Below are 22,735 nucleotides of genomic sequence, written 5' to 3'. Positions count from 1 at the left end.
GACCTCGCCAAGGCCCTGCCCCGCTTCGCGGGAGAGGGCTTGCGCGAGGTACGTCTTTCGATCTCAGTCGAAGCGCGCGGGACTCAGCTTGGCGGCGTCCACGCCGTGCCGGCTGACCGACTCGGGCAGCGCCTCGCGCAGCAGCAGCGCGCAGGCCGTGGCCGATGCGCCCGCAGCCGTCTGGATGCCATAGCCGCCTTGGCCCGCAAGCCAGAAGAAGCCCGCGCGGCGCGTGTCCCAGCCGATCACGAAATCGCCATCGGGCGCGAAGCTGCGCAGGCCCGCCCATACATGGTTGGGACGGCGGATGCGCAGGCTCGAGACCTCCTCGATGGCGTGGATGCCCATCGCCACATCGAGCTCCTCGGCCACCACGTCGTGCGCGGGCACCGGGTCGGCGTTCGCGGGCGAGCCCAGCAGCTGGCCCGCATCGGGCTTGAAGTAAAAGCTCTCGTCCACGCCGATGACCACGGGCCAGGCATGTGCGTCCACGCCTTCGGGCGGGTTGAAGGTGAAGGCCGTGCGGCGCTTGGGCTGAATGTTCAGCGGCTTGGCGCCGCAGGTCTCGGCGACCGTGTCGGCCCACGCGCCCGAGGCGTTGACGACGGAGCGTGCGCGCACCACATCGCCGCCGGGCAGCGTGATGGACCAGACGCCGCTCGCCTCGTCGCGCTCGGCGCTCACCAGTTCGGCGTTGCAGCGCAGCTGCGCGCCCTGCTCGCGCATGCCGCGCAGAAAGCCCTGGTGCAGCTCGGCCACGTCGATGTCGGTGGCGGCCTTGTCGTGCACCGCGCCGATGATCTTGTCGCGCTCGAGCACCGGCACCAGCTCCTTGGCCCGGTCGGCGGAGATCATCTCCGCCTCGAGGCCGTCCTTGATGTACATGGCGAGCGCATCGTCAAGCAGCTGCTGCTGGCCCACCTGTCCGACATAGAGTACGTCGCGCGCGGGCAGCAGCTCGTTGCTGCAGAAGCCTGCCGGTGGCTGCGCGTAGAAGCTGCGGCTTGCGCGGGTGAGCGCGCGGATCTGATCGGTGCCGTAGCTCTCCATGAACATCGCGGCGGAGCGACCCGTGGAGTGGTATCCAGGTTGCGATTCACGCTCCAGCACGATCACCGAAGCGCCTTTTTGCGCGAGACGGTAGGCCACGGAAGCCCCCGCCATGCCCGCGCCGATCACGGCAAAGTCGAGCACGTTGTCAGTCATATCAGTTCCGTTCGAAAATTTTTCCAATAAGAAAATTATCTCATTGGAAAATTCCTGAGCGTGTCGTGGTTTTCCTCAGGGCCTGATGTCCACGCAATCCCGCACTTGAAATGCGCCAACGGCGGGCCCATTTAAGCTGTCTTCCGTATCGGCAATGGCATCAAGAGGATAGAGACCGTGAACACTCCACAGCAGACACCCCGGCAATACCCGCTGCGCGACTTCTTCAAGAACCCCGAGCGCGGCTACTACCGGCTGTCGGATGACGGCAGGACGCTGGGCTTCATGCAACCCTCGGGCGATGCGCGCCGCATGAACCTGTTCGTGCAGCCGCTCGACGGCGAGAAGCTCGTGGGCGAGCCACGCCAGCTCACGCACGAAACCGAGCGCGATCTCGCGGGCTATGTGTTCAAGGGCCACGACGTGGCGCTGTTCTCCAAGGACTTCGGCGGCGACGAGAACTTCCACGTGCTCGCGGTGAACACGCGCACCGGCGCGTCGCTCGATCTCACGCCCGGCGAGCAGGTGCGCGCCAGCATCGAGGACGATCTCGAGGACGATGCCGACCATGTGCTCATCAGCCACAACCTGCGCAACCCCGAGGTGTTCGACGTCTATCGCGTGAACATCCACACCGGAGCTTCCGAGCGCGTGGCCGAGAACCCCGGCAACATCATCGGCTGGCAGACCGATCACGCGGGCAAGCTGCGCGCCGCCGTGGCCAGCGACGGATTGAGCAGCGTGGTGCTCTACCGCGACGACGAATCGCAGGAGTTCCGCCCCATCATCGAGACCGACTTCCGCGTGAACGTCGGCCCGGCGTTCTTCGACTTCGACAACCGCAGCCTGTTTCTCTACAGCGCGCGCGGACGCGACAAGATGGCCTTCGTGCGCATCGATCCGGCCAGGCCCGATGACGAAGAGCTCATCTACGCCAATGACGAGGTTGATCTCGACGGCGTGGGCTACTCACACCAGCGCAAGGTGCTCACCGCCGCAAGCTACCAGACCGACAGACTGCACCTGCATTTCTTCGACGACGCGACGCGCACGATCTACGAGCAGCTCCGCCGCAAGCTGCCCGGCTACGAGATCCATCTGCAGGCCAGCAACAAGGACGAGAACGTGTTCATCGTCGCCGCCGTGAACGACCGCACGCCCGGCAAACGCTACCTGTACGACGCCCAGCGCGACGCGCTCACGCTGCTCAGCGAGATGAACCCCGCCATCGCCGAGGCCGACATGGCGCCCATGCAGCCCATCCAGTACACAAGCCGCGACGGCCTCACGATCCACGGTTATCTCACGCTGCCACTGCATCGCAAGCCGGGCGAGCGACTGCCCGTCATCATCAACCCGCACGGTGGCCCCTGGGCGCGCGACAGCTGGGGCTACAACCCCGAGGTGCAGTTCCTCGCCAACCGGGGCTACGCCGTGCTGCAGATGAACTTCCGCGGCTCCACCGGCTACGGCCGCGCGTTCTGGGAAGCGAGCTTCGGCCAATGGGGACTGCGCATGCAGGACGATATCACCGATGGCGTTCAGTGGCTCATCAACGAAGGCATCGCCGATCCCCAACGCATCGCGATCTACGGCGCGAGCTACGGTGGCTACGCGACGCTCGCGGGCGTCACGCTCACGCCCGACCTGTACGCAGCCGCCGTGGACTACGTGGGGGTCTCCAACCTCTTCACCTTTCTCGGCACCATCCCGCCCTACTGGAAGCCGATGCTCGAGAAAATGCAGGCCATGGTCGGCGATCCAGAGAAGGACAAGGCCCGCCTCGAAGCCACCTCACCCGCCCTGCTTGCCGACCGCATCAAAACCCCGCTCTTCGTCGCCCAGGGTGCCCAGGACCCACGCGTGAACAAGGCCGAAAGCGACCAGATGGTCGCCGCCCTGCAGGCACGCGGCGTGGAGGTGGAATACATGGTGAAAGACAACGAGGGCCACGGCTTCCACAACGACGAGAACAAGTTTGAGTTCTATGAAGCGATGGAGCGCTTTCTCGCCGAGCATCTGAAGCGCTGACTCTCTGTAGGCAGGCCAACGGCTCCCGCGCCCAACAAGGGTGCCGGGAGCCGTTCCATCGCATCAGAACGCGTGCGACATGCCTACGCCAAATGCGGTTTTCGAGCCCTGCCATTCGTAGCGCTGATGGCCAACGCTTGCATACAGCGTCGTGCGCCTGGACAGCGCGTAGTCCGCGCCCAGGGCGATGAACTGGTTGGTATCTTCGTTGTAGCGCTGGCGGCCGTAACCGGCCTTGAGCGTGACGGCGTCGATCTGGTAGGTCGCGCCGAGCGTGGCCGAGCGCGATTTGTCGCCATGCTCGGCCACTCGGCTGTCGTCATAAGCGGCCATCACTGCCGCCTTGCCAAAGCGGTATTTGCCTGCCACGAATACCGCGCGATCACCGCTGCCGTTGCGCTCATAAGCGAGCATTGCGGCGAGCGCGTCCTGCGCGTAGTTGAGCGATGCGGAGTATCCACGCCCGTCCTTGCCCGGAGCCTGCGTGCGCTCGGTCGATCCACTCAGATGCAGCGTGAAACCGGCGATGGTGGGCGAGTCGTAGAAGATGCCATCGTTCATCCGGCCGTATTCGGCGAAGCCGTTGTTGCTTGCGCGATCGGTGGGTGTGAGCGGATGCCAGTAGTACCACGCAGGCGAAGCAACGCGGTTGTTGTTGGCCCATGGATCGAACTGCCAATCCTGCGCCCACAACGCCGAAAGTGCGCGTCCCAGACGCAGTTTGCCGAAGCCGCCTTCCAGCCCCACGGTCGATTCATCGTGCCAGAACGGCTTCTTGCCCGCGTCTTCACTGTGGCCATCGCCCATTTCGAAACGCGTGCTCAGGCGGAACGTGGCCTTGAGGCCGCCGCCGAGATCTTCCACACCGGAGAACGCCAAATTGCTGCGCTGAATGGTGCCGAGCTGGTTCACGCCATCAAAGCCGCGGAACACGCCCGCGTCGAGAAAACCGCTGATCCGCACCTGTGAATCCTGAGCGCTGGCGCTCATCGGCGCGGCGGCCATCAGTGCGGCCGCAAACGTCGCACCGCATGCGGCCATGGTGGCGCGGCAACGGTTGCCTGGAAGGCGACGAAGGGATTGTTGTGTCTGCATCCTGAAAGGACTCCTCTTTCCTGATTTCGCCAATCACGCAAGCCGTCGGCAACGCGCTGCCGTGCCGGGCGCGGCGTCACGTTGGAAGCTTGCATTGACGATGTGTCCGCCAAGCCCATGCGATGAACAACAGGCACGCATGCGCGTGCAACGGAACATCGGGCGAAGCGGAAAAGCTGAAAGGCAGTCAGCGCGTGGACTGCCGCACTGTGCGGCACACGCTGACACGAGAGAACCGGCGGGTGGTGACGCAGCAGACGATCTGCGTCACGCGAACATGGCCGGTTGCGTCGATTCTAGAAGACACGCAGGTGCGGGGACATCGGCAATGACCCGCGATTCAAATTCAGAACAGCAGCGGCTTGACGCGCTCCGCCGCGCGCTTGAGCGCGGGCACCACCGCGAGCGCGCCTTCGAACTTCATGCGTGCGGTCGGGGCGTGCAGGGCCATGGTGGCGCGGCATTCGCCCTTGTCGTCGAGGATGGGAACGGCCATGCCGACGAGGCCGAGCATGAACTCGTCGACCTCGAACGAATAGCCATCGGCGCGGATCTTCTCGCAGGCGGCTTCGAGTTCGTCGCGCTGGGTCAGCGTGTGGGCGGTGAACTTCGTGAAGTTGGCATGGTCGAGCACCGTGGCGCGCTTTTGCGGCGACATCATCGCGATGTACATCTTGCCGCTGGCCGTGGCGTGCAGCGGCACGTACGAGCCCGCCTCGAACTGCGTGCGCAGCGGCCAGTGCGTTTCCACGCGGTCGAGATAGCGCACCTTCAGGCCATCGAGCACAGTGAGGTTGCAGGTCTCGTCGATCTCGTTGACCAGCTCGGAGAGGATGCTGTGCCGCAGCTCGCGGCGCGGATCGGTCTTGAGGGTGGCCAGCGCCATTTTCAGCAGTCGCGGGCCTGGTTGGAAAGTGCGATCGTTGAGATCGCGGGTGAGCCAGTTCTGCGCCTCGAGATTGCTGCACATGCGTGACGCCGTGGCCTTCGGAAGTCCCAGTGCACCCGCCACATCCATCAGACCCGCGCGCCCCGACTGGGCCACGAAATCCAGCACCGACAGTGCCCGCTCCGACACCGATATCGGTTCGCTTGATCCATCGCCGCTCCCCGGATCGGAGGTGGTGGAAGACGGCTTCTGAGCAGTGATTGCGGGCTTTCGAATCGACATGTGTGGCTTTGTAAGGAAGATGAAATCTTCGGGTTTTTTCCCATTGTACGTTCCGCAAATTCCTATAAAGTTTCATTAAAAGGAACCAATAGTTCCATTCAATGGAACAAATAAAAGGAGACATATGACGTCCAACAGCTCCCCCACCTATGACTACATCGTCGTCGGTGCAGGCTCGGCGGGCTGCGTGCTCGCCGCCCGGCTGAGCGAGGATCCACGCAACCAGGTGCTGCTGCTGGAAGCAGGGCCGCCGGATCGCTCGCCATGGATTCACCTGCCCATCGGCTACGGCAAGACGATGTGGAGCCCGGTCTACAACTGGAAGTTCGAGACCGATCCCGACCCCAACATGAACGGCCGCCGCATCTACTGGCCGCGCGGCAAGACGCTGGGCGGCTCGAGCTCGATCAATGGCCTGATCTACATCCGCGGCCAGGCCGAGGACTACGACCACTGGGCCGAGCTGGGCAACGAGGGCTGGTCGTTCAAGGACGTGCTGCCCTACTTCATCAAGTCCGAAGGCAACGAGCGCGGCGACAGCCAGTTCCATGGCGGCAAGGGGCCGCTGCAGGTCTCCGACATCGGCGCCAAGCACGAGCTGATCGAGGCCTTCATCGCCGGTGCGGTGGAGAACGGTGTGCCGCGCACCAATGACTTCAACGGCGCGTCGCAGGAAGGTGCGGGCTACTACCAGCTCACCACCCGCAACGGCCTGCGCTGCAGCACGGCCAAGGGCTATCTCACCGAAGCGAAGAAGCGCCCGAATCTGCGCATCGAAACCAATGCGCAGGCCACGAGCCTCGTTCTGCGCGGCAAGCGCGTGGTCGGCGTGAACTATCTGCACCATGGCCAGGAACGCACGGCCACGGCGGGCGGCGAGGTGATTCTGTCGGCCGGCGCCATCCAGTCGCCACAGCTCCTGCAGCTCTCGGGCATCGGGCCGCGCGACCTGCTCGAGAGCCTGGGCATTCCCGTCGCGCACGATCTGCCCGGCGTCGGCGAGAACCTGCAGGACCACCTGCAGATCCGTCTGAGCTACGAATGCACCAAGCCGATCACCACCAATGACCAGCTCAACACGCTGTTCGGCCAGGCCAAGCTGGGACTGGAGTGGCTGATCCACCGCTCGGGCCCGCTCGCCGTGGGCATCAACCAGGGCGGCTGCTTCATGCATGCGCTGCGCGACGCGAACGGCCAGCCGGTGACGAAGACGCCGGACATTCAGTTCCACGTCTCCACGCTGTCCGCCGACATGGCCGGCGGCAAGGTGCATCCGTATTCGGGCTTCACGATGTCGGTCTGCCAGCTGCGCCCCGAATCGCGCGGGCAAGTGCGCATCCGCTCGCGCGACGCGCTGCAGCCACCGTCCATGCAGCCCAATTATCTGGACACCCAGCTCGACCGCGACACCAATGTCGCGGCCGTGCGCGCGGCGCGCGCGATCGCCGAATCAAGCGCCATGTCGCCCTACGTCAAGCGCGAGGTCAAGCCCGGACGCGACGCACAGAGCTATGACGAGCTGCTCGAGTTCTGCCGCAACAACGGCGCCACCATTTTCCATCCCAGCGGTACCTGCAGCATGGGACACGACGCCATGGCCGTGGTCGATTCGCGACTGCGCGTTCATGGCGTGAAGGGCATCCGCGTCGTGGATTGCTCTGTCATGCCCACACTCGTGTCGGGCAATACGAATGCGCCTGTCGTGATGATGGCCGAAAAGGCGGCCGACATGATTCGCGAAGACGCAAGGCAACTCGCTGCGGCCTGAGAGGGCGCAGCACCCGGATTCCTGCAAAGAGAAATGACAACGGCGGCAGAGGGTCCTGCCGTGGTTCCGAGCAACCCGTCCGGGTCGCCGCGGACCGCCACGCGCAAGGCCGTTCATGCCGCTCCAACCGGAGACAAACTATGGCCAATTCATCGCAGACCACCGACCCGAAAGTCATTCGCAAGGTCGTCACTTCCGCCATCGTCGGCGCCACCATCGAGTGGTACGACTTCTTCCTCTACGGCGTGGTGGCGGGCATCGTTTTCAACAAGCTCTACTTTCCCAGCTCCGACCCGCTGATCTCCACGCTGCTCGCCTACACCACGTTCGCGGTGGGCTTCGTGACACGCCCACTCGGCGGCGTGATCTTCGGGCACTTCGGCGACAAGATCGGACGCAAGAGCATGCTGGTGCTGACGCTCATGATCATGGGCGTGGCCACGTTCCTCATCGGCCTGGTTCCGACCTATGCGCAGATCGGCATCGGCGCGCCGATCCTGCTTTTGCTGCTGCGCGTGGCGCAGGGCATCGGCCTGGGCGGTGAATGGGGCGGTGCGGTGCTGATGGCCTATGAATACGCGCCCAAGGAAAAGCGCGGCTTCTACGCCTCGCTGCCGCAGATCGGTCTGGCGCTGGGCCTGTTCATGGCTTCAGGCGTGGTCGGCGCGCTGTCGTACTTCCTCACGGACGAGCAGTTCATGTCCTGGGGCTGGCGCGTGGCCTTCCTGCTGTCGGGCCTGATGGTCGCGGTCGGCATGTTCATCCGCCTGCACGTGAAGGAAACTCCCGAGTTCACCGCGGTGAAGGAGCGCAACGCGGAAACCGCGATCCCCTTCATGGACATGATGCGCCGCTACCCCGGCAACGTGCTCAAGGGCATGGGCGCGCGCTACATCGACGGCGTGTTCTTCAACATCTTCGGCGTGTTCTCGATCACCTACCTCACCACCACGATCAAGATAACGCGCTCCGAAGCGCTGATCGGCGTGATGGCCGCCGCCATCGTGATGTGCTTCGCGATCCCGGTCTTCGGCAAGCTGTCCGACAAGGTGGGCCGCGCCCGCATGTACATGTGGGGCTCGCTGATCACCGGCGTGGTGTCCTTCCCCGCGTTCTGGCTGATGAGCACCAGCAACGGCAACATGATGATGATCTGGCTCGCCACCATCATCCCCTTCGGCATCCTCTACGCCATGGTCTACGCCCCCGAAGCTGCGCTGTTTTGCGACCTGTTTGACGCCAAGGTGCGCTACACCGGCATCTCCTTCGTCTACCAGTTCTCGGGCATCTTCGCGTCGGGCATCACCCCCATCATCGCCACCGCGCTGCTCAAGCTCAACGACGGCCAGCCATGGCTGATCTGCGCCTACGTGCTGTTCGCCGGTCTGGTGTCCGCCTGGTGCGCCGCCCTGATCCGCCGTGACCAGCAAGCCGCCGCCCTCAACGCTCCCGAAGCCAAGATGCAGATGCGCCCCGCACGCACCTGATCACGCCCTTCGCAGGCAAAAGAAAAACCCCGCAGAGCCCAGGCTCTGCGGGGTTTTTTATCGCCCATTCACAGGCCGAAGGGCGCCCGTCAAGCCCGTCGAATGAGCCGCGCCAGAAAGATCAGGATCACCGCGCCCACAAACGCCACAAGAATGCTGCCGATCAATCCACCACCCGCACCCAGTCCGAGCACCCCGAAGACCCAGCCACCCAGCACCGCACCGATGATGCCGATGACGATGTTGCCCAGAATGCCGTACCCACCACCTTTCATGACCAGCCCCGCCAACCAGCCCGCGATGCCGCCCACGATGATGAACCAGAGAAAAGCTGACATATCGATGTTCTCCCGCTGAAACCAACACATGACAGTCGACCCGCAGAAACGCCAAGGCCGACGGCTTCGCAACCGAAACCTGCAGTGAGCATACGAGGGCACACCCAGACAAAAAGTAGGAAAGCGCCGCCAATCCAAAACACAGCGAGCGAAGCCGCGAGCCCCGGCACAAGCGCAGCGAAGTGCCGAACACCCCTCTTCAAACCTGATTTCCCGCGGTTGTCCGAGCGGAGCGCGCAGCGCGAAGTCGAGTTCCGCCGGAGGACTTCAAAGCGCGTTTTTGATTACTTTTTGCGCGCAAGCAAAAAGTGATTGCCCCGCCGGGGGCAGTCCCGGCCTCCGCCCTTCAACCACCCAGCAGCCGCAAAAAATGAGGAACCCAGCGGAGCGCTTACTCCGCACTCACCCCCGCCGCGCGAATCACCTTCCCCCACCGCGCCACCTCCGCCTCCAGATGCCGCTGCAGACTCTCGGGAGTCGCCTTCTCCGGCGGCACCAGATCAGAACTCAACTCCGCAATCCGCTTCTTCACGTTGTCATCGACAAGCGCCGCATTCAAAGCCTTGTTGAGCTTGTCGATCACGTCCTTGGGCGTGCCCTTGGCCGCGTACATTCCGTGCCAGACCTTCACGTCAAAGCCCTTCAGCCCCTGCTCGTCAAGCGTGGGAACCTGGGGCAGCGAAGACAGCCGCTTCGGCGTGGTCACGCCAAACACCTTGGCCCGCTTGCCGTCCTGAATGACGGGTACCGTCTGCGTGGTCTGATCGCAGAGCAGATCGACCTGCCCGCCCATCAGATCGTTCATCGCCGGGCCCGCTCCCTTGTAGGGCACGGTGGTGAGCTTCACCCCCGTCTGGTGCATGAACAGCATGCTGCACAACTGCGACACCGCACCCGTGCCCGCATGCGCCATGCTCACGGTGTCCTGATGCTTCTTCACATGATCGAGGAGCTCGGGAAAGGTGTTGGCCGGAAACTCCTTGCGCGAAAGCAGCGTCATCGGCACGTCGAGCACCTGGCCGATGTATTCAAAGTCCTTGAGCGGGTCGTAAGGCAGCTTCTTGTACAGCGATGGAGCCGTCGCCATGCCCATGTGGTGGATCAGAATCGTGTAGCCATCGGGCTTGGACCTTGCCACGCGCGCCGGTGCGATCGTGCCGCCCGCGCCCACCGTGTTTTCCACCAGCACGTTCTGCCCGAGCGACGCCCCCATCGGCACGGCCAACAGCCGCGCGACCACGTCGGTCGGTCCGCCTGCGCTGTAGGGCACGACCATGATGATCGGCTTGTCCGGATAGCCCGAGGCCAGCGCAGGCAGCACCGCAGTGCCCAGCAGGGATGCCGCAGCGATGCCGAGCGCCCTGCGGCGCGCCACCCGAGCGTGCGGGCGAAGAACCTGTCCTGAAGAATGGGAATGCATGCGGTGTCTCCTTGCTTGTCATGGGGGTGATGAAGGCGATGTCGATGTCGATGTCGATGACGCTGCTGCTCCTGCTGCTGAGGCGGCGACGAATTCAGTCCAGCAGACGCCCGAGCCGCGGCGTCTTCGCGATGCTCCACAGACTTTGCACCGCAGCGTGCACCTTGTCCTCAGGAATATCACTGCCATAGGTGGCCAGACGCAGCACCTTGCCCTCGATCTCCGCGCGCGAGAGCGTGTTGCCGGGATCCCCCTTGGGCTCGTCAACGCGGCCGTGCAGCGTGCGGCCATCGGCGGTCTGCACGCTGACCTTGCCGATCCAGCGCTGCGGGTAGGCGGCATCCACTTCCGCATCCAGCACCATGCGGACCTTGTCACGCAGCGCCACGGTGTCGGGCGCGAGGAACTGCTCGTCGAATTCGGTGAGCCCCGCGTGGCCGAAGCGCGCGGCGATGGCCAGCACCGTGCCCATCGAGAACTTGCTCTGGTGCACCGTGGCAGGCGACACCACGGGTCCGAGCACGTCGATCGCGCCCTGATGCACATGGCAGGTGACCTGCGCAATGTCGGAAATCTTGAGCTGATGCTGCTGCATCACCTGCAACAGCGCGTCGGCCGCCGGATGCGTGTGACGGCACGAGGCATGCCATTTGAATGAGGTCTCGGGCGTAGCCCAGCGCGCGCCAAGTCCGTCGACAAGGCGCTCCGGATTCGAGTCGGTCGACATGCCCGCCGCCATGCCCTGCGGGCCGGTGAAGATGTCCTGCGCGCCGGTGAATCCATCCTTGGCGAGATAGGCCGCCGTCAGCCCTGCCGAGGCGGCATGCGCGGTGTGCAGCTGCTTGCTGTCGGCGGCGGTGCGCAGAAACTCCCAGAGACCCGCCGCCTGGGTTCCTGCCGAGCCGAAGGCGTGCTGCATCTGCTGTGGCGTCAATTCCAGCAGGTGACCTACGGCGGCGGCGGCGGCAATCGTGCCCGCCGTTCCGGTCGTGTGAAAGATCCTGTAGTGGCTGCGGCCCAGAAACTCGCCCACGCGAATGCCCACCTCATAACCGGCCACGCAGGCCGCCATGAAGCGCTCGCCGCTCGCCCCGATGCTCTGCGCGACCGCAAGCGCCGGCGGAAACACGACGGCCGCCGGATGGAACACCGAGCCGTTGTGCACATCGTCCTGCTCGGCCACATGCGATGCCGCGGCGTTGGCCATCGCGGCCATCATCGGCGAGGTGCGCGCCGATTGGCCGATGACCTCGCACGCGCCCTGCGCAGGCCCCTGCGACAGCGCGAAGCGCGTGATGCTCCTCACCGGTCGCGCGCTCTGCCCCGCGAGCACCGAGCCGAACCAGTCGACCAGCAGGTCCTCCGCCTTGCGCTGCACTCCGGGCGGGATGTCGGACCAGCGCAGCGTGGCGGCGAATTGCGCAAGCGGGTGGATGGTGGCGGCTGCTGTGTCCTGCTGCATGGTGTGAGTCCCCTTTGTCTTTGAATATGGTTTTCCGGCCCGCGCGATGCGTCGTCAGTCCGCGACGTTGTTCGGTGCGTTCAGCGCCTCGATCCGCTCGGCGGACCAGCCCAGCCCCGCGAGAATGCGTGCCGTGTGTTCGCCCACGGCGGGCACCGCGTCCATGCGGTAGTCGAATGCACTGTTCAACCCCGGCGGCAGCAGCGCGGGCACGTCGCCCTTGGGCGTGGGAACGCTGCGCCAACGATGGCGCGCCTCAAGCTGCGGATGCGCCCACAGGCCCGCCATGTCGTTCACATGCGCATTGGCGATGCCGGCGGCGTCCAGCCGTTCGACGATCTGCTGCGCCGTGAGTGCACCGAAGAGCCGCAGAATTTCCGCCTTCAGCGCATCGCGGTTCTCGTTGCGGTGCGCGTTGCTGTCAAAGCGCGCATCCTTGGCGAGCTGCGGCTGCTCCAGAACCTTGTCGCAGAACGCCTGCCATTCGCGTTCGTTCTGCAGGCCAAGCATCACCGTGCCGCCATCACCCGCCACGAACGGACCATAGGGATAGATGCTGGCGTGCGACGCGCCGGTGCGCGGCGGCGGTGGTGCGCCGTCATACGCGTAGTACATCGGATAGCCCATCCACTCGCCCAGCGCCTCCAGCATCGACACGTCGATGTGGCTGCCTTCGCCGGTCTTGGCGCGCAGCAGCAGGGCCGACATGATGTTGGTGTAGGCGTACATGCCCGCAGCAATATCGGCCACCGAAATGCCTGCCTTACTTGGCACTTCTGGCGATCCAGTGATCGAAAGAAAACCGGCCTCGCTTTGAATCAGAAGGTCATAAGCCTTCTTGTCGCGATACGGTCCGTCGGCACCGTATCCGCTGATGTCGCAGACAATGAGCTTGGGAAATTTGGAACGCAGCGCCTCACAAGAAAGTCCCATGCGCGCAGCTGCACCGGGTGCGAGATTCTGTACCAGCACATCCGTATCGCTCAGCAGCTGCATCAGCGCCTCCTGGGCGAGTGGCTGTTTCAGGTCAAGCGCGAGGCTTTCCTTGCTGCGGTTGATCCAGGTGAAATGCGAGGACTGCCCAAGCACGCGCTGGTCATAGCCACGCGCAAAGTCGCCCACACCGGTGCGCTCCACCTTGATCACGCGCGCGCCCAGATCGGCAAGCTGGCGCGTGCAGAATGGCGCGGCCACGGCATGTTCGAGAGAGATGACAGTGATGCCATCGAGCGGACGCGGGCGTTGGGTTGATGCGTTCATTGCGTGCTTTCTCAAAATGAACGGGGTAGACCCAGAATGTGCTCGGCCACGTAGGAGTAAATCAGGTTGGTCGAGATCGGCGCGACCTGATACAGACGCGTTTCACGGAACTTGCGCTCCACGTCGTATTCACACGCAAAGCCAAAGCCACCGTGGAATTGCAGGCAGGCATTCGCCGCTTCCCAGCTCGCCTTGGCCGCCAGATACTTCGCCATGTTGGCCTGCGCACCCATCGGCTCGTGCTTGTCGAACAGCTCGCACGCCTTCCAGCGCATGAGGTTCGCCGCTTCGATCTCGATGAACGCATCGGCGATCGGGAACTGCACGCCCTGGTTCTGGCCGATCGGACGACCGAACACGGTGCGGTCCTTCACGTAGCTGGTGATGCGGTCGATGAACCAGTAGCCATCGCCAATGCATTCGGCGGCGATCAGCGTGCGCTCTGCGTTCAGGCCATCGAGGATGTACTTGAAGCCCTTGCCTTCTTCGCCGATCAGGCTTTCTTCGGGGATTTCAAGGTTCTCGAAGAACAACTCATTGGTCTCGTGGTTCACCATGTTGAGAATCGGGCGCACGCTCATGCCGCTCTTTTCGGCCTCGCGCAGATCGACCATGAAGATCGACATGCCTTCGCTCTTTTTCTTCACTTCGGCCAGCGGCGTGGTGCGCGCCAGCAGAATCATCCAGTCGCTGTGCTGAATGCGGCTGATCCACACCTTCTGGCCGTTGATGACGTAGCGGCCGTCTCTCTTCACTGCGGTGGTCTTGATCTTCGTGGTGTCGGTGCCGGTGGTCGGCTCGGTCACGCCCATGGATTGCAGACGCCATTCGCCCGAGGCGATCTTGGGCAGGTACTTTTGCTTTTGCGCTTCAGAGCCATGGCGCAGCAGCGTGCCCATGTTGTACATCTGGCCGTGGCATGCGCCAGAGTTGCCGCCGCAGCGGTTGATCTCTTCCATGATGACCGACGCTTCGGTCAGGCCGAGGCCCGAGCCGCCGTATTCGGTGGGGATCAGAGCGGCGAGCCAGCCCGCCTTGGTGAGCGCGTCCACAAACTGTTCGGGGTAGGCGCGTGCCTCGTCCACCTTGCGGAAATATTCGTCGGGAAACTCAGCGCACAGTGCGCGGATGGCGTCGCGGATTTCGGGGAAATTGCTGGAAAGCGTCTGTTCGATCATCGTTGTATTCCCCTGTGGTCAGGCCAGTTCCGCGGTGCCCTGCATGGTCAGCCAGCCATCGTGGTCCTCGGCCCACAGCTCCACGGTCTTGCCGTCCGCGGACGGCTTGCCAGATACGCTGAACGGGTTCAGATCAAACGTCGGGCGCACCGCCTTGAACGAGAACCGGCGCACCTTCGCGTCCGGCAGGTTCCTGCGCAGCAGATCCAGCAGCAGCGTCGCGATCAGCGGACCGTGCACGATGAGGCCCGGGTAGCCTTCCACCTCGGTCACGTACTTGCGGTCGTAGTGGATGCGGTGGCCGTTGAAGGTGAGCGCCGAATAGCGGAACAGCAGCACGTCGTCCGGCACGATGGTGCGCGACCATACCGCCTCGCCAGCAAGCGGCGGCTTCTGCGGCGCGGGCTCGGGCGCACCGGGCGCGGAGGCTGCGCGGTAGACGATGTCATGTTCTTCGGTCAGCGCCAGACCCTGGGCATTCAGGAAGCGGTGCTCGACCAGCACGAACAGCAGTTCGCCCGAGCGACCCGCCTTGTGGCTTACGGACTGGATGGTGGAGACGCGCTGCACCTCCTGCCCCACCGCAATCGGATTGCCGGTCTCCCAGGTCAGACGCCCACCCGCCCACATGCGGCGCGGCAGCGGTGCGGGCGGCAGAAACCCGCCGCGCGCTGGATGGCCATCCGCGCCGATCTCGCTCTGGCGCGCATGCGGCAGAAAGTACAGCCAATGCCACAGCGGCGCGAGCGGCGTGCCAGGCACGGGGGCGACGTCGTCGCGATCCAGCGTCGCGCTCATGCTGCGCAGCGGCGCGGCGGTGATCAGATCGAGCTTGGTCTCACTCTTGCCTGTCCAGGTGCGCAGATGCGCGAGCTGGGCTTCGTCAATGATCAGGGCTTGTTTTTCACTCATGTTTGCTGTCAAGGGCTTGCGCGGTAGTCAAAAGGGGAAACGGTGTTCCAAATGTCTGGCATCTTCCCTTGGGACGCAACTCAACACAATCGCAGTGTTTGCAAGCGCCCCTTTGGCATAAGTGAAGTCACGGCGGCAGTTCGGCATCCGGCAATTCCCTCCCGGCTTTTGAATCACATCAAAAGATGCTGCGCCAATACATTCAAATCGCGCACTTCTTCGCCAAAGCGAATTGCAAGCGGCAAAGCCCACGGCGTTAATACAAGGCCGTCCTCTCATCGGTGAACGGTTTTTTGGGACACCCTCATGCTGCATCGCCCATTCGTGCGTGGAATCACCCTGATCGAATCACTGATCGCCATTCTGGTGATGGCCCTCGGCGTATTCAGCGTGCTCGGCATTCAGTTGCGTACCCTGTCCGATGCACAGGCGGGCATTCGCCGCTCGCAGGCCATTCGACTGATTGCGGATTTGAGCGAACGGATCAAATCCAATCCGGCGGCAATCGAATATCTGGACATTTACACGGAGGACTCCCCTCCCCAACCCACGGACGACTGCTCGGCGTCATGCACCGCAGCGTCGCTAGCGAGGCTCGACAGTTATCAATGGCATCAGCAGGTGCATTTCACTCTCGGGAGTGGCCGAGCTGCCATCTTCAGAAGCAATGCTGATGGTGATTCGCAAAACCCCCTGCAACTGGGCGTGATGATCGCGTGGAAAGAAACCGAGCGCCTGGGCCAAGATTCCCAAACGACCGAGGCTCTCAATGCCTTTCTTCAAATATCCGCTGCCGATGCCTCTGGGCAAATATGCCCTGAGCAATATGTCTGCCACCTGCAATACATCAGCATTCCGGGAGGATGCCGGTCATCGGATAAGGCAGGTGAATCATGCGAGTGAAAATGCAGAGCGGAATGTCGCTGGTGGAGCTCTTGATTGGTCTTTCCATTGGATTAGTGATCATCGGCATTGCGCTGACGTCATTGCAGGTTTCGCAATTCGTTTCCACCACGGTGAGTGAATCCACCACTCTGCTGCAGGATGCCAATACGGCCCTGCGAATCATCGGCGCGCAGATTCGTCAGACCGAAAGTGTGGCGTTGAATCTTCAGCCCAGTTTGGGCAGCGATATCGATACGGCGGCGCTGCGTCCTGTCATGTTCGAGCAGGTTCTGAATGTCGACGAGGCTGCTGCTGTGGTCGACAAAACCATTTCCGCCGTGTCTTCCCCTAATATCTCCAAATCGGTGGGGGCCGCCCTGCAAATCCAGTACGAGAATTTCGTGGAGTACCTGCTCTCGGATGCCACAGCTCCCACCTGGGATTCAGCACTTCGGGATTGCCTCGGACAAAACAAAAGCAATCGCTCACTCTCAACCATCATCACCAGCACCTTCTTTCTGCGCGACGGCAATTTGATGTGTACCGGAGTCGCTGGAACCGCACAGCCGCTCATCGCCAACGTGAAGGATTTCACCATCCGGCTGCTGCGCGAGATTCCTGCAGAAATATCCGGCAATGAACCACAGTTCCAATATGCGACACCCGCCAGCCTGAATGCCCATGCCGCGCAATGGCAAAACGTGAGCGCCGTGGAAATTTGCCTAGAACTCGAGGCCCCCGCAATCAAAGCCCCAGACGTCGGTGCTGAATATCAACCATGCAGCGGTCAGCAACGGTTCAAAGGCAGCAAATTGATCGTATTGGCAAGGCAGCTTTTTCATATCCGGGCACATGGGAAATGAAAATGCCTGGAAACGCATCCTTCAAGATCATTGCCAGAGAAAGCGGCGTCGCGCTGTATGTGGTCATCATCATCGTTCTGATGGTCAGCCTGCTTTCCATCTGGGCAGCCCGCAGCGCCTTCTTTCAAGAAATTCTCACGGGCAACGAAGCCGATCATCAGACGACATTCGAGGCCGCCCAGATTCTCATGAACGATGCGGAACTGGATATCCGCCAAATGCAGGCTTCCGGCGATGCATGCCCCGCGGTGAACAGCGATGGGAATATCTGCCGCGCTTCCACGTCGGTTCATTTTCCCGCAGATCGCGGAGAAATGGTGGATCTGATCGCCTTTCTCGACAATATGCCCACCGGCTGCGCCCTCGGCATTTGCAGAAAACGCTCAGGCATTCAGGATTTCTGGTCCGATGCTGCCTTGCTTCGCAATATGACTGCGGCCGACGTCGGCGCGCGCTATGGCCAATTCACTGGTGCTGTTTCCAGTCCCGGCGGCAATCCACTGCTTGCCATTCAAGCGTCTTCAAGCAACACAAAGGACCTGAAAGGCGCTTGGTATTGGATAGAAGTACTGCCATTTATCGATGCACAGACCGGTCTGCTGTCCATTTACGAAAACAACCCGCATTTCAAAACCTATGCACCGGACAGTCGCCGACCGTGGATTTACAGGATCACGGTATTCGCCAAAGGTCGGAAACAAGGCACCGAGGTGGTTCTGCAATCTCTGCTGTCACTGCAGTCCAGTGAATGACGGTGCGATGAAACGATAATCACGAGGAGATATTCACCATGCGGCGATTTGATCTGATGTTCGCGATGATCTGGATGTCGGCGTTGCCCCCCGCCATGGCCGCCGCGAACTTCGCGCAGTTCCCGGCCGAGTCCGCCTTCCGCACGCCCGCGCCCAATGTCATCGTCTCCGTGGACAACGCGCGCAGCATGGACACGAACGACGTGCCCTCCGCAGGGGCCACGCACATCACCCGACTGCAGGCGCTCAGGCAACTGCTGCAGACGCTTTTCGCACCCGACGCCCTGCCCGATGACGCGATCCGCCTCGCCTATCAGTCCACGCATGGGTGCAACCAGTTGCCTGCCGAGGGCAGGACGATCCCCGCCGCCTGCGCGCGCAACCGGCAGACCAACCGCATGGCACCGCTGCACGGGGCGGCCGACACCGCCGAGGCATCGACGCGCGGCGCGTTCTGGCGCTGGCTCGATGACCTCAAGACCGGCGACGGCCTGCCCGCCACCGACCTGCTGGACGGCGCGGGTGCCTACCTGATGCAGACCGACGCCGAAAATCCGTGGAACGACAGCCCCGGCACGTCACAGAACGCCAGCGCCCTGAAAACCTGTCGCCGCGCCTATCACCTGTTTCTGACCGATGGCGCGTTCGCCAGTCAGAACCCCTCGCGTCTGCCTTCACCGGTGGTCATCCCCCGACTGCCGGACGGTACGGCCTTCGACCCCACAACCAACCTGCAATTGCGGATCTTCCAAGGAAAATCTGCCACGGCGTCGCCCTCCGCGCTGGCACTGCGCTACTGGGCGCAGGACCTGCAACCCGCGATCGCCGACCGCATCAGCCCGATCTACGCCCAGCCAGCCAACGAGGTGCACACGGCAGACTCGCGCAGTCTGGTCCTCAGCCCCTACTGGAACCCACAGAACGATCCCGCAACGTGGCAGCACATGGTGAACTTCACGGTGGATCTGGGCAGCGAAACTACCAACGCCAACGCCAACGCCAAGGCAAGCGCTCCGCCGATGTTTTCCACGCTGGACGGCAGTTTCGGCGGCGCGGACTACGACCGGCTGCTGCTCGGCACGCTCGCATGGTCCGATCCGTCATCGAGCGCCGAGGCGATGCGTCAGGACCTGTGGCACGCGGCACTGAACTCGCGCGGTCGGCATTTTCAGATTGGCGGCTCGCTTGCCGCGCTGCAGCAGACGATGACCGGCATCCTCGCGCGCATTGCCCCCAGCGGTGGACAGACCATCAGCGGCTATGCGAGCAACGGCGGCAGCGCGACGTTCATCTCCTCGTATGAGGCGAGCGGTTGGTCCGGCCAGATCGTCTCGAACCTCCAGGCACCGGGATCGGGTGAGGCCACGCCCAACCCCGACTGGGGGCCGCAGCCCACGCGCGGTGCGGCCGACAAGCTGGATGCGATCACCCACACCGACCAGCGCGTCATCCTCACACATGACGGCGAGCGCGGCATGCCGTTTCGCTGGGACTCGCTCGCCAAGGCACAGCAGACACAACTGCAGTCGCATGGCGCGTCAACAAGCTACGGAGCCGACCTCGTGCGCTATCTGCGCGGCGACCGCAGCCAGGAGTCCACCAGTACCAATGCCAGTATTGACACCGGCACTGCCACCCGCTTTCGCGCCCGCGCATCGCGTCTGGGCGACATCGTGCATTCGCGCATGTGGCATGTCGGCAAACCCGCTTCGGGACACGCGGACAGGAGCTACCGCAGCTTCGCTGCGCAACGGGCGACTCGCGAGCCGATGCTCTACGTCGGCGCCAACGACGGCATGCTCCACGGCTTTGGCGCCAGAACCGGCGACGAGCGCATCGCCTACGTGCCGCGCGGCGCGCATGCGAATCTGCACCTGCTCGCCGCACAGGGCTACCGTCATCACTACTATGTCGACGGCTCGCCGTTCACCGCCGATGCGTTGATCGGCAGCGCGTGGAAGACGCTGCTGGTCGGTAGCATGGGCGCGGGCGGGCCGGGCTTTTTTTTGCTCGATGTGACGGCCCCAGACCAGTTCACGGAGTCTGCCGCGGACGCCCTCGTGGTGATGGACCGCACCGACGGCGGTGATCCCGACATCGGCCATGTCTTCGCGGTGCCCACCGTGGACGAGGCCAATCCGCAGCGCAGCCTGCAGGTCACGCGACTGAACAATGGACGCTGGGCGCTGGTTCTGGGCAATGGCTACGGAAGCGCCAAGGGACAACCTGTGCTGCTGATCCAGTATCTCGACGGGGCGCGGGAGCTGGTGAAGATCGCTGCGACCCCATCTGCCAACGGAACCGCGCCCATCTCCAACGGCCTCTCGGCCCCGCAGTTTCTCGACGTGAACAGCGACGGCATTCCCGATGCGGTCTATGCCGGCGATCTGCAGGGCCGTCTCTGGAAGTTCGACATCGCCGCTGCCTCCGATCAGCGCTGGAAGGTGGCCTTCGATGGATCGCCCCTGTTTGCCACAGTCCACAACGGGAAGACGCAGCCCATCACCGTCGCGCCACTGCTGCGCGTCAACACCGACTCCGGCGGGCTGCTCGTCGCCTTCGGCACCGGGCAGGAACTCGGCGAGGCCGACAGCGGCGACGGCTCCGTGCAGACTGTCTACTCGGTGATGGACTACACGCGCTACCGACTGGAGGACAGCGGCGTGGACAAGGGCAAGGTGGCGGTCGACGCCTCGCGCACCGGCCTGCCCAGCCCCGCCGCTTCCCGCGCCGAGCTGATGGCTCAGAGCGTACAGGGCAGCCTGCTGACGGGCGCCAGCGCTGGCGGGCGCTCCTACTGGGCGCTGCAGGGCGCGCCTTTCACCTACTGTCTGCGCACACCTTGCTCAACCGATGAAAAGAAGGGCTGGTATCTCGACCTTCCCGCAGACCGCGAGCGCGTGCTCGATCCGCTGAGCTTTTATGGCGGTGGCCAAGTGCTCGAGATCATCAGTCGCGTGCCCGCGACCACCATCACCACCGGGGCCGGGGCCGCAAGCGGCGCGCCCGTCGAGGCCTGCGAGCAGGATCCGCGCCCCGGGCTGACCTACCGCACGCTGCTCCACATCGCCACCGGCGCTGCACCAAAAACCCGCATTCTCGACACCAACGGCGATGGCCGGGTGACCGGCGAGGACGCGCCAGCCTCGCGCGCCACCGCCGCACGGCATGAGCTGCGCTTGATCGCCAAGGGCGGCGCCCAGATGCGTCAGGGCTCGGACGACAGGACGGATCGGCTCGAAGCCCTGCCCACGCGCGTGCTGCGCCCAAGCTGGCGTCAGCTCAAGTAGGAGGTGTCCATGAAACACCACCACCCGCGCGGCTTCACGCTGATCGAGATGCTGATCGTGCTCCTCGTGATCGCCATCCTCGCCGCCGTGGCCCTTCCGAGCTACCGCCAATTCATCGCGCGCGGCCACCGCGCCGAAGCCAAGGCCGCGCTGCTGAATGTCGTTCAATGGATGGAGAGGGCCCACACCGCCAACGGCGAATACCCCATCGGCCCACCCACGGCGCTCATGCTGCAGGCCCTCAAGCCACCGCACTACACGCTGAGCCTGCAACCCAGCACCGCGAGCGACTTCACCGTGATCGCCACCCGCGCCGACGCGATGCTCGGCGACGCCTGCGGTGACCTCACGCTCACCCATACCGGCACGCGCAGCGCCACCGGTCACAGCGTGAACAACGTGGCCAGACAATGCTGGGGACGATGAAGGCTCAAGTAACATCGCCCTGCCATGACGACCGAACCTTCCGCCCCCGCCACCTTGGCCTCCGCAGCCCCCGATGAACAAGGCCCCATGCAGCGCGCGCTCGCGCTCGCACGCAACGCGCTGTTCCTCTCCAATCCCAATCCGCGCGTAGGCTGCGTGATCATGAGCGCCGACGGCCGCACCGAACTCGGCGCCGGCTTCACCCAACAGGCCGGCGGTCCGCACGCGGAAGTCATGGCCCTGCGCGACGCGGCCGCGCGCGGCTCGGACGTGCGCGGCGCCACCGCCTATGTGACGCTCGAGCCCTGCTCCCACCAGGGCCGCACCGGCCCCTGCTGCGACGCGCTGATCAACGCGGGCATAGGCAAGGTGGTAGGCGCCATCACCGACCCCAATCCCCGCGTCGCAGGCCAGGGCTTCGGCCGTCTGCGCGCGGCAGGCATCGCAGTGTCGATGGACGACGCCGCAGGCCTGCAGTCACGCGACCTCAACATCGGCTTCTTCAGCCGCATGGTCCGCCGCCAGCCCTGGGTGCGCCTGAAAGCGGGCATGTCCCTCGACGGCTCCACGGCGCTCGCCAACGGCCAGAGCCAATGGATCACCAGCGCAGCCGCCCGCACCGACGGCCACCGCTGGCGCGCGCAGGCCTGCGCCATCCTCACCGGCATCGGCACCGTCCTCGGCGACGACCCACTGCTCAACGTGCGCAACATCGACGACACCCCACGCCAACCCAAACTCGTGATCGTCGACAGCCACCTGCGCACCCCACCCACCGCCCGACTCTTCGACGTGCCGCGCGACGTGCTGATCTACTGCACCGCACCCGACGCCGCGCGCCAGGCGGCTCTGGAAGCGCGCGGCGCGGCGGTGATCCCCCTGCCCGCGCCCAACGGCCAGATCGACCTGCAGGCCATGCTCAAAGACCTCGGACAACGCGAAATCAACGAACTCCACGTCGAAGCCGGAGGCATTTTGAACGGCGCATTGATGCAGGCGAATCTGGTGGACGAATGCCTGCTCTACATCGCGCCAAGCATTCTGGGCAAGGCACAAGGCGTATTCGACGGAATGGCGCTGACCGAGCTGAAAGACGCGCCACAACTGGAGTTCAAGCAAGTTGAACCGCTGGGACAGGACCTGCGGATCAGGGCGACGGTGGTGGGGCACTACGCGTTTTGAGCATTCGGT

General features: G+C 63.8%; 18 protein-coding genes. 9 read left to right on the top strand and 9 right to left on the bottom strand.

Features of this window, described 5'->3' with window-relative positions; genetic code table 11:
* Nucleotides 1-63: 63 nt before the first annotated feature.
* Nucleotides 64-1,206, bottom strand: coding sequence for an NAD(P)/FAD-dependent oxidoreductase (locus tag ISG32_RS13570; protein WP_194771567.1), 1,143 nt, complete (start codon nucleotides 1,204-1,206; stop codon nucleotides 64-66).
* 168 nt (nucleotides 1,207-1,374) lie between these two features.
* Here ISG32_RS13570 and ISG32_RS13565 point away from each other — a divergent pair, with 168 nt between their 5' ends.
* Nucleotides 1,375-3,237 carry an alpha/beta hydrolase family protein gene (locus ISG32_RS13565; protein ID WP_407645063.1) on the top strand — a complete coding sequence of 621 codons (1,863 nt, stop codon included), beginning with the start codon at nucleotides 1,375-1,377 and terminating at the stop codon, nucleotides 3,235-3,237.
* 63 nt (nucleotides 3,238-3,300) lie between these two features.
* Here ISG32_RS13565 and ISG32_RS13560 read toward each other — a convergent pair whose 3' ends face one another.
* Together ISG32_RS13560 and ISG32_RS13555 are read right to left on the bottom strand one after the other, a co-directional pair.
* A complete protein-coding gene (locus ISG32_RS13560) occupies nucleotides 3,301-4,332 on the bottom strand; it encodes a porin (protein WP_407645056.1) in 1,032 nt (343 codons plus the stop codon).
* 346 nt (nucleotides 4,333-4,678) lie between these two features.
* Nucleotides 4,679-5,503, bottom strand: coding sequence for an IclR family transcriptional regulator (locus ISG32_RS13555; RefSeq protein WP_194771566.1), 825 nt, complete (start codon nucleotides 5,501-5,503; stop codon nucleotides 4,679-4,681).
* Nucleotides 5,504-5,627: 124 nt separating this feature from the next.
* On the opposite strand from ISG32_RS13555, the gene ISG32_RS13550 reads away from it, so the two are divergent.
* Both ISG32_RS13550 and ISG32_RS13545 read left to right on the top strand, forming a co-directional pair.
* A complete protein-coding gene (locus ISG32_RS13550) occupies nucleotides 5,628-7,271 on the top strand; it encodes a GMC family oxidoreductase (protein WP_194771565.1) in 1,644 nt (547 codons plus the stop codon).
* A gap of 140 nt (nucleotides 7,272-7,411) precedes the next feature.
* Nucleotides 7,412-8,758 carry an MFS transporter gene (locus ISG32_RS13545; RefSeq protein ID WP_194771564.1) on the top strand — a complete coding sequence of 449 codons (1,347 nt, stop codon included), beginning with the start codon at nucleotides 7,412-7,414 and terminating at the stop codon, nucleotides 8,756-8,758.
* An 89-nt stretch (nucleotides 8,759-8,847) separates the two neighbouring features.
* Here ISG32_RS13545 and ISG32_RS13540 read toward each other — a convergent pair whose 3' ends face one another.
* The 6 genes from ISG32_RS13540 to ISG32_RS13515 all read right to left on the bottom strand — a co-directional run bounded on the left by ISG32_RS13540 (nucleotide 8,848) and on the right by ISG32_RS13515 (nucleotide 15,328).
* Complete coding sequence (locus ISG32_RS13540; RefSeq protein WP_194771563.1) at nucleotides 8,848-9,096, bottom strand: GlsB/YeaQ/YmgE family stress response membrane protein; 249 nt, start codon at nucleotides 9,094-9,096, stop codon at nucleotides 8,848-8,850.
* A gap of 391 nt (nucleotides 9,097-9,487) precedes the next feature.
* Nucleotides 9,488-10,516 (bottom strand): tripartite tricarboxylate transporter substrate-binding protein, encoded by a 1,029-nt coding sequence (locus ISG32_RS13535; RefSeq protein WP_194771562.1) that lies wholly within the window; start codon nucleotides 10,514-10,516, stop codon nucleotides 9,488-9,490.
* Between the two features lie 94 nt (nucleotides 10,517-10,610).
* Nucleotides 10,611-11,978, bottom strand: a complete 1,368-nt coding sequence (locus tag ISG32_RS13530; protein ID WP_194771561.1) for an MmgE/PrpD family protein — start codon at nucleotides 11,976-11,978, stop codon at nucleotides 10,611-10,613.
* A gap of 54 nt (nucleotides 11,979-12,032) precedes the next feature.
* Nucleotides 12,033-13,238, bottom strand: a complete 1,206-nt coding sequence (locus tag ISG32_RS13525; RefSeq protein WP_194771560.1) for a CaiB/BaiF CoA transferase family protein — start codon at nucleotides 13,236-13,238, stop codon at nucleotides 12,033-12,035.
* Nucleotides 13,239-13,249: 11 nt separating this feature from the next.
* Nucleotides 13,250-14,416 (bottom strand): acyl-CoA dehydrogenase family protein, encoded by a 1,167-nt coding sequence (locus tag ISG32_RS13520; protein WP_194771559.1) that lies wholly within the window; start codon nucleotides 14,414-14,416, stop codon nucleotides 13,250-13,252.
* 18 nt (nucleotides 14,417-14,434) lie between these two features.
* Nucleotides 14,435-15,328: an FAS1-like dehydratase domain-containing protein gene (locus ISG32_RS13515; RefSeq protein WP_194771558.1), complete on the bottom strand. Its 894-nt coding sequence runs from the start codon at nucleotides 15,326-15,328 to the stop codon at nucleotides 14,435-14,437.
* 306 nt (nucleotides 15,329-15,634) lie between these two features.
* Here ISG32_RS13515 and pilV point away from each other — a divergent pair, with 306 nt between their 5' ends.
* From pilV to ribD, 6 genes are read left to right on the top strand one after another with little or no spacing between them, the layout of a single operon-like run.
* Nucleotides 15,635-16,231 carry a type IV pilus modification protein PilV gene (gene pilV, locus ISG32_RS13510; protein ID WP_194771557.1) on the top strand — a complete coding sequence of 199 codons (597 nt, stop codon included), beginning with the start codon at nucleotides 15,635-15,637 and terminating at the stop codon, nucleotides 16,229-16,231.
* Nucleotides 16,232-16,245: 14 nt separating this feature from the next.
* Nucleotides 16,246-17,076 carry a PilW family protein gene (locus ISG32_RS13505; protein ID WP_194771556.1) on the top strand — a complete coding sequence of 277 codons (831 nt, stop codon included), beginning with the start codon at nucleotides 16,246-16,248 and terminating at the stop codon, nucleotides 17,074-17,076.
* Nucleotides 17,073-17,828 (top strand): pilus assembly PilX family protein, encoded by a 756-nt coding sequence (locus ISG32_RS13500; protein ID WP_228529810.1) that lies wholly within the window; start codon nucleotides 17,073-17,075, stop codon nucleotides 17,826-17,828. Before ISG32_RS13505 ends, ISG32_RS13500 begins: the two co-directional genes overlap by 4 nt.
* Nucleotides 17,829-17,866: 38 nt before the next feature.
* Nucleotides 17,867-21,118 (top strand): pilus assembly protein, encoded by a 3,252-nt coding sequence (locus tag ISG32_RS13495; RefSeq protein WP_194771555.1) that lies wholly within the window; start codon nucleotides 17,867-17,869, stop codon nucleotides 21,116-21,118.
* Nucleotides 21,119-21,127: 9 nt separating this feature from the next.
* A complete protein-coding gene (locus ISG32_RS13490; RefSeq protein ID WP_194771554.1) occupies nucleotides 21,128-21,544 on the top strand; it encodes a type IV pilin protein in 417 nt (138 codons plus the stop codon).
* A gap of 24 nt (nucleotides 21,545-21,568) precedes the next feature.
* Nucleotides 21,569-22,726 carry a bifunctional diaminohydroxyphosphoribosylaminopyrimidine deaminase/5-amino-6-(5-phosphoribosylamino)uracil reductase RibD gene (gene ribD / locus ISG32_RS13485; RefSeq protein WP_407645055.1) on the top strand — a complete coding sequence of 386 codons (1,158 nt, stop codon included), beginning with the start codon at nucleotides 21,569-21,571 and terminating at the stop codon, nucleotides 22,724-22,726.
* The last annotated feature ends 9 nt before the right edge of the window (nucleotides 22,727-22,735 follow it).

This window comes from Diaphorobacter caeni (assembly GCF_015354245.1).
Taxonomy (GTDB): domain Bacteria; phylum Pseudomonadota; class Gammaproteobacteria; order Burkholderiales; family Burkholderiaceae_C; genus Diaphorobacter_A; species Diaphorobacter_A caeni.
Note: the sequence above shows the minus strand (reverse complement) of the source record. Positions and strands in the feature narration are given on the sequence as shown.

Coding starts and splice junctions, on each gene's coding strand:
- ISG32_RS13570 (WP_194771567.1), bottom strand. CDS start 1,206: ATGACTGACAACGTGCTCGACTTTGCCGTGATCGGCGCGGGCATGGCG.
- ISG32_RS13560 (WP_407645056.1), bottom strand. CDS start 4,332: ATGCAGACACAACAATCCCTTCGTCGCCTTCCAGGCAACCGTTGCCGC.
- ISG32_RS13555 (WP_194771566.1), bottom strand. CDS start 5,503: ATGTCGATTCGAAAGCCCGCAATCACTGCTCAGAAGCCGTCTTCCACC.
- ISG32_RS13550 (WP_194771565.1), top strand. CDS start 5,628: ATGACGTCCAACAGCTCCCCCACCTATGACTACATCGTCGTCGGTGCA.
- ISG32_RS13545 (WP_194771564.1), top strand. CDS start 7,412: ATGGCCAATTCATCGCAGACCACCGACCCGAAAGTCATTCGCAAGGTC.
- ISG32_RS13540 (WP_194771563.1), bottom strand. CDS start 9,096: ATGTCAGCTTTTCTCTGGTTCATCATCGTGGGCGGCATCGCGGGCTGG.
- ISG32_RS13535 (WP_194771562.1), bottom strand. CDS start 10,516: ATGCATTCCCATTCTTCAGGACAGGTTCTTCGCCCGCACGCTCGGGTG.
- ISG32_RS13530 (WP_194771561.1), bottom strand. CDS start 11,978: ATGCAGCAGGACACAGCAGCCGCCACCATCCACCCGCTTGCGCAATTC.
- ISG32_RS13525 (WP_194771560.1), bottom strand. CDS start 13,238: ATGAACGCATCAACCCAACGCCCGCGTCCGCTCGATGGCATCACTGTC.
- ISG32_RS13520 (WP_194771559.1), bottom strand. CDS start 14,416: ATGATCGAACAGACGCTTTCCAGCAATTTCCCCGAAATCCGCGACGCC.
- ISG32_RS13515 (WP_194771558.1), bottom strand. CDS start 15,328: ATGAGTGAAAAACAAGCCCTGATCATTGACGAAGCCCAGCTCGCGCAT.
- pilV (WP_194771557.1), top strand. CDS start 15,635: ATGCTGCATCGCCCATTCGTGCGTGGAATCACCCTGATCGAATCACTG.
- ISG32_RS13505 (WP_194771556.1), top strand. CDS start 16,246: ATGTCGCTGGTGGAGCTCTTGATTGGTCTTTCCATTGGATTAGTGATC.
- ISG32_RS13500 (WP_228529810.1), top strand. CDS start 17,073: ATGAAAATGCCTGGAAACGCATCCTTCAAGATCATTGCCAGAGAAAGC.
- ISG32_RS13495 (WP_194771555.1), top strand. CDS start 17,867: ATGCGGCGATTTGATCTGATGTTCGCGATGATCTGGATGTCGGCGTTG.
- ISG32_RS13490 (WP_194771554.1), top strand. CDS start 21,128: ATGAAACACCACCACCCGCGCGGCTTCACGCTGATCGAGATGCTGATC.
- ribD (WP_407645055.1), top strand. CDS start 21,569: ATGACGACCGAACCTTCCGCCCCCGCCACCTTGGCCTCCGCAGCCCCC.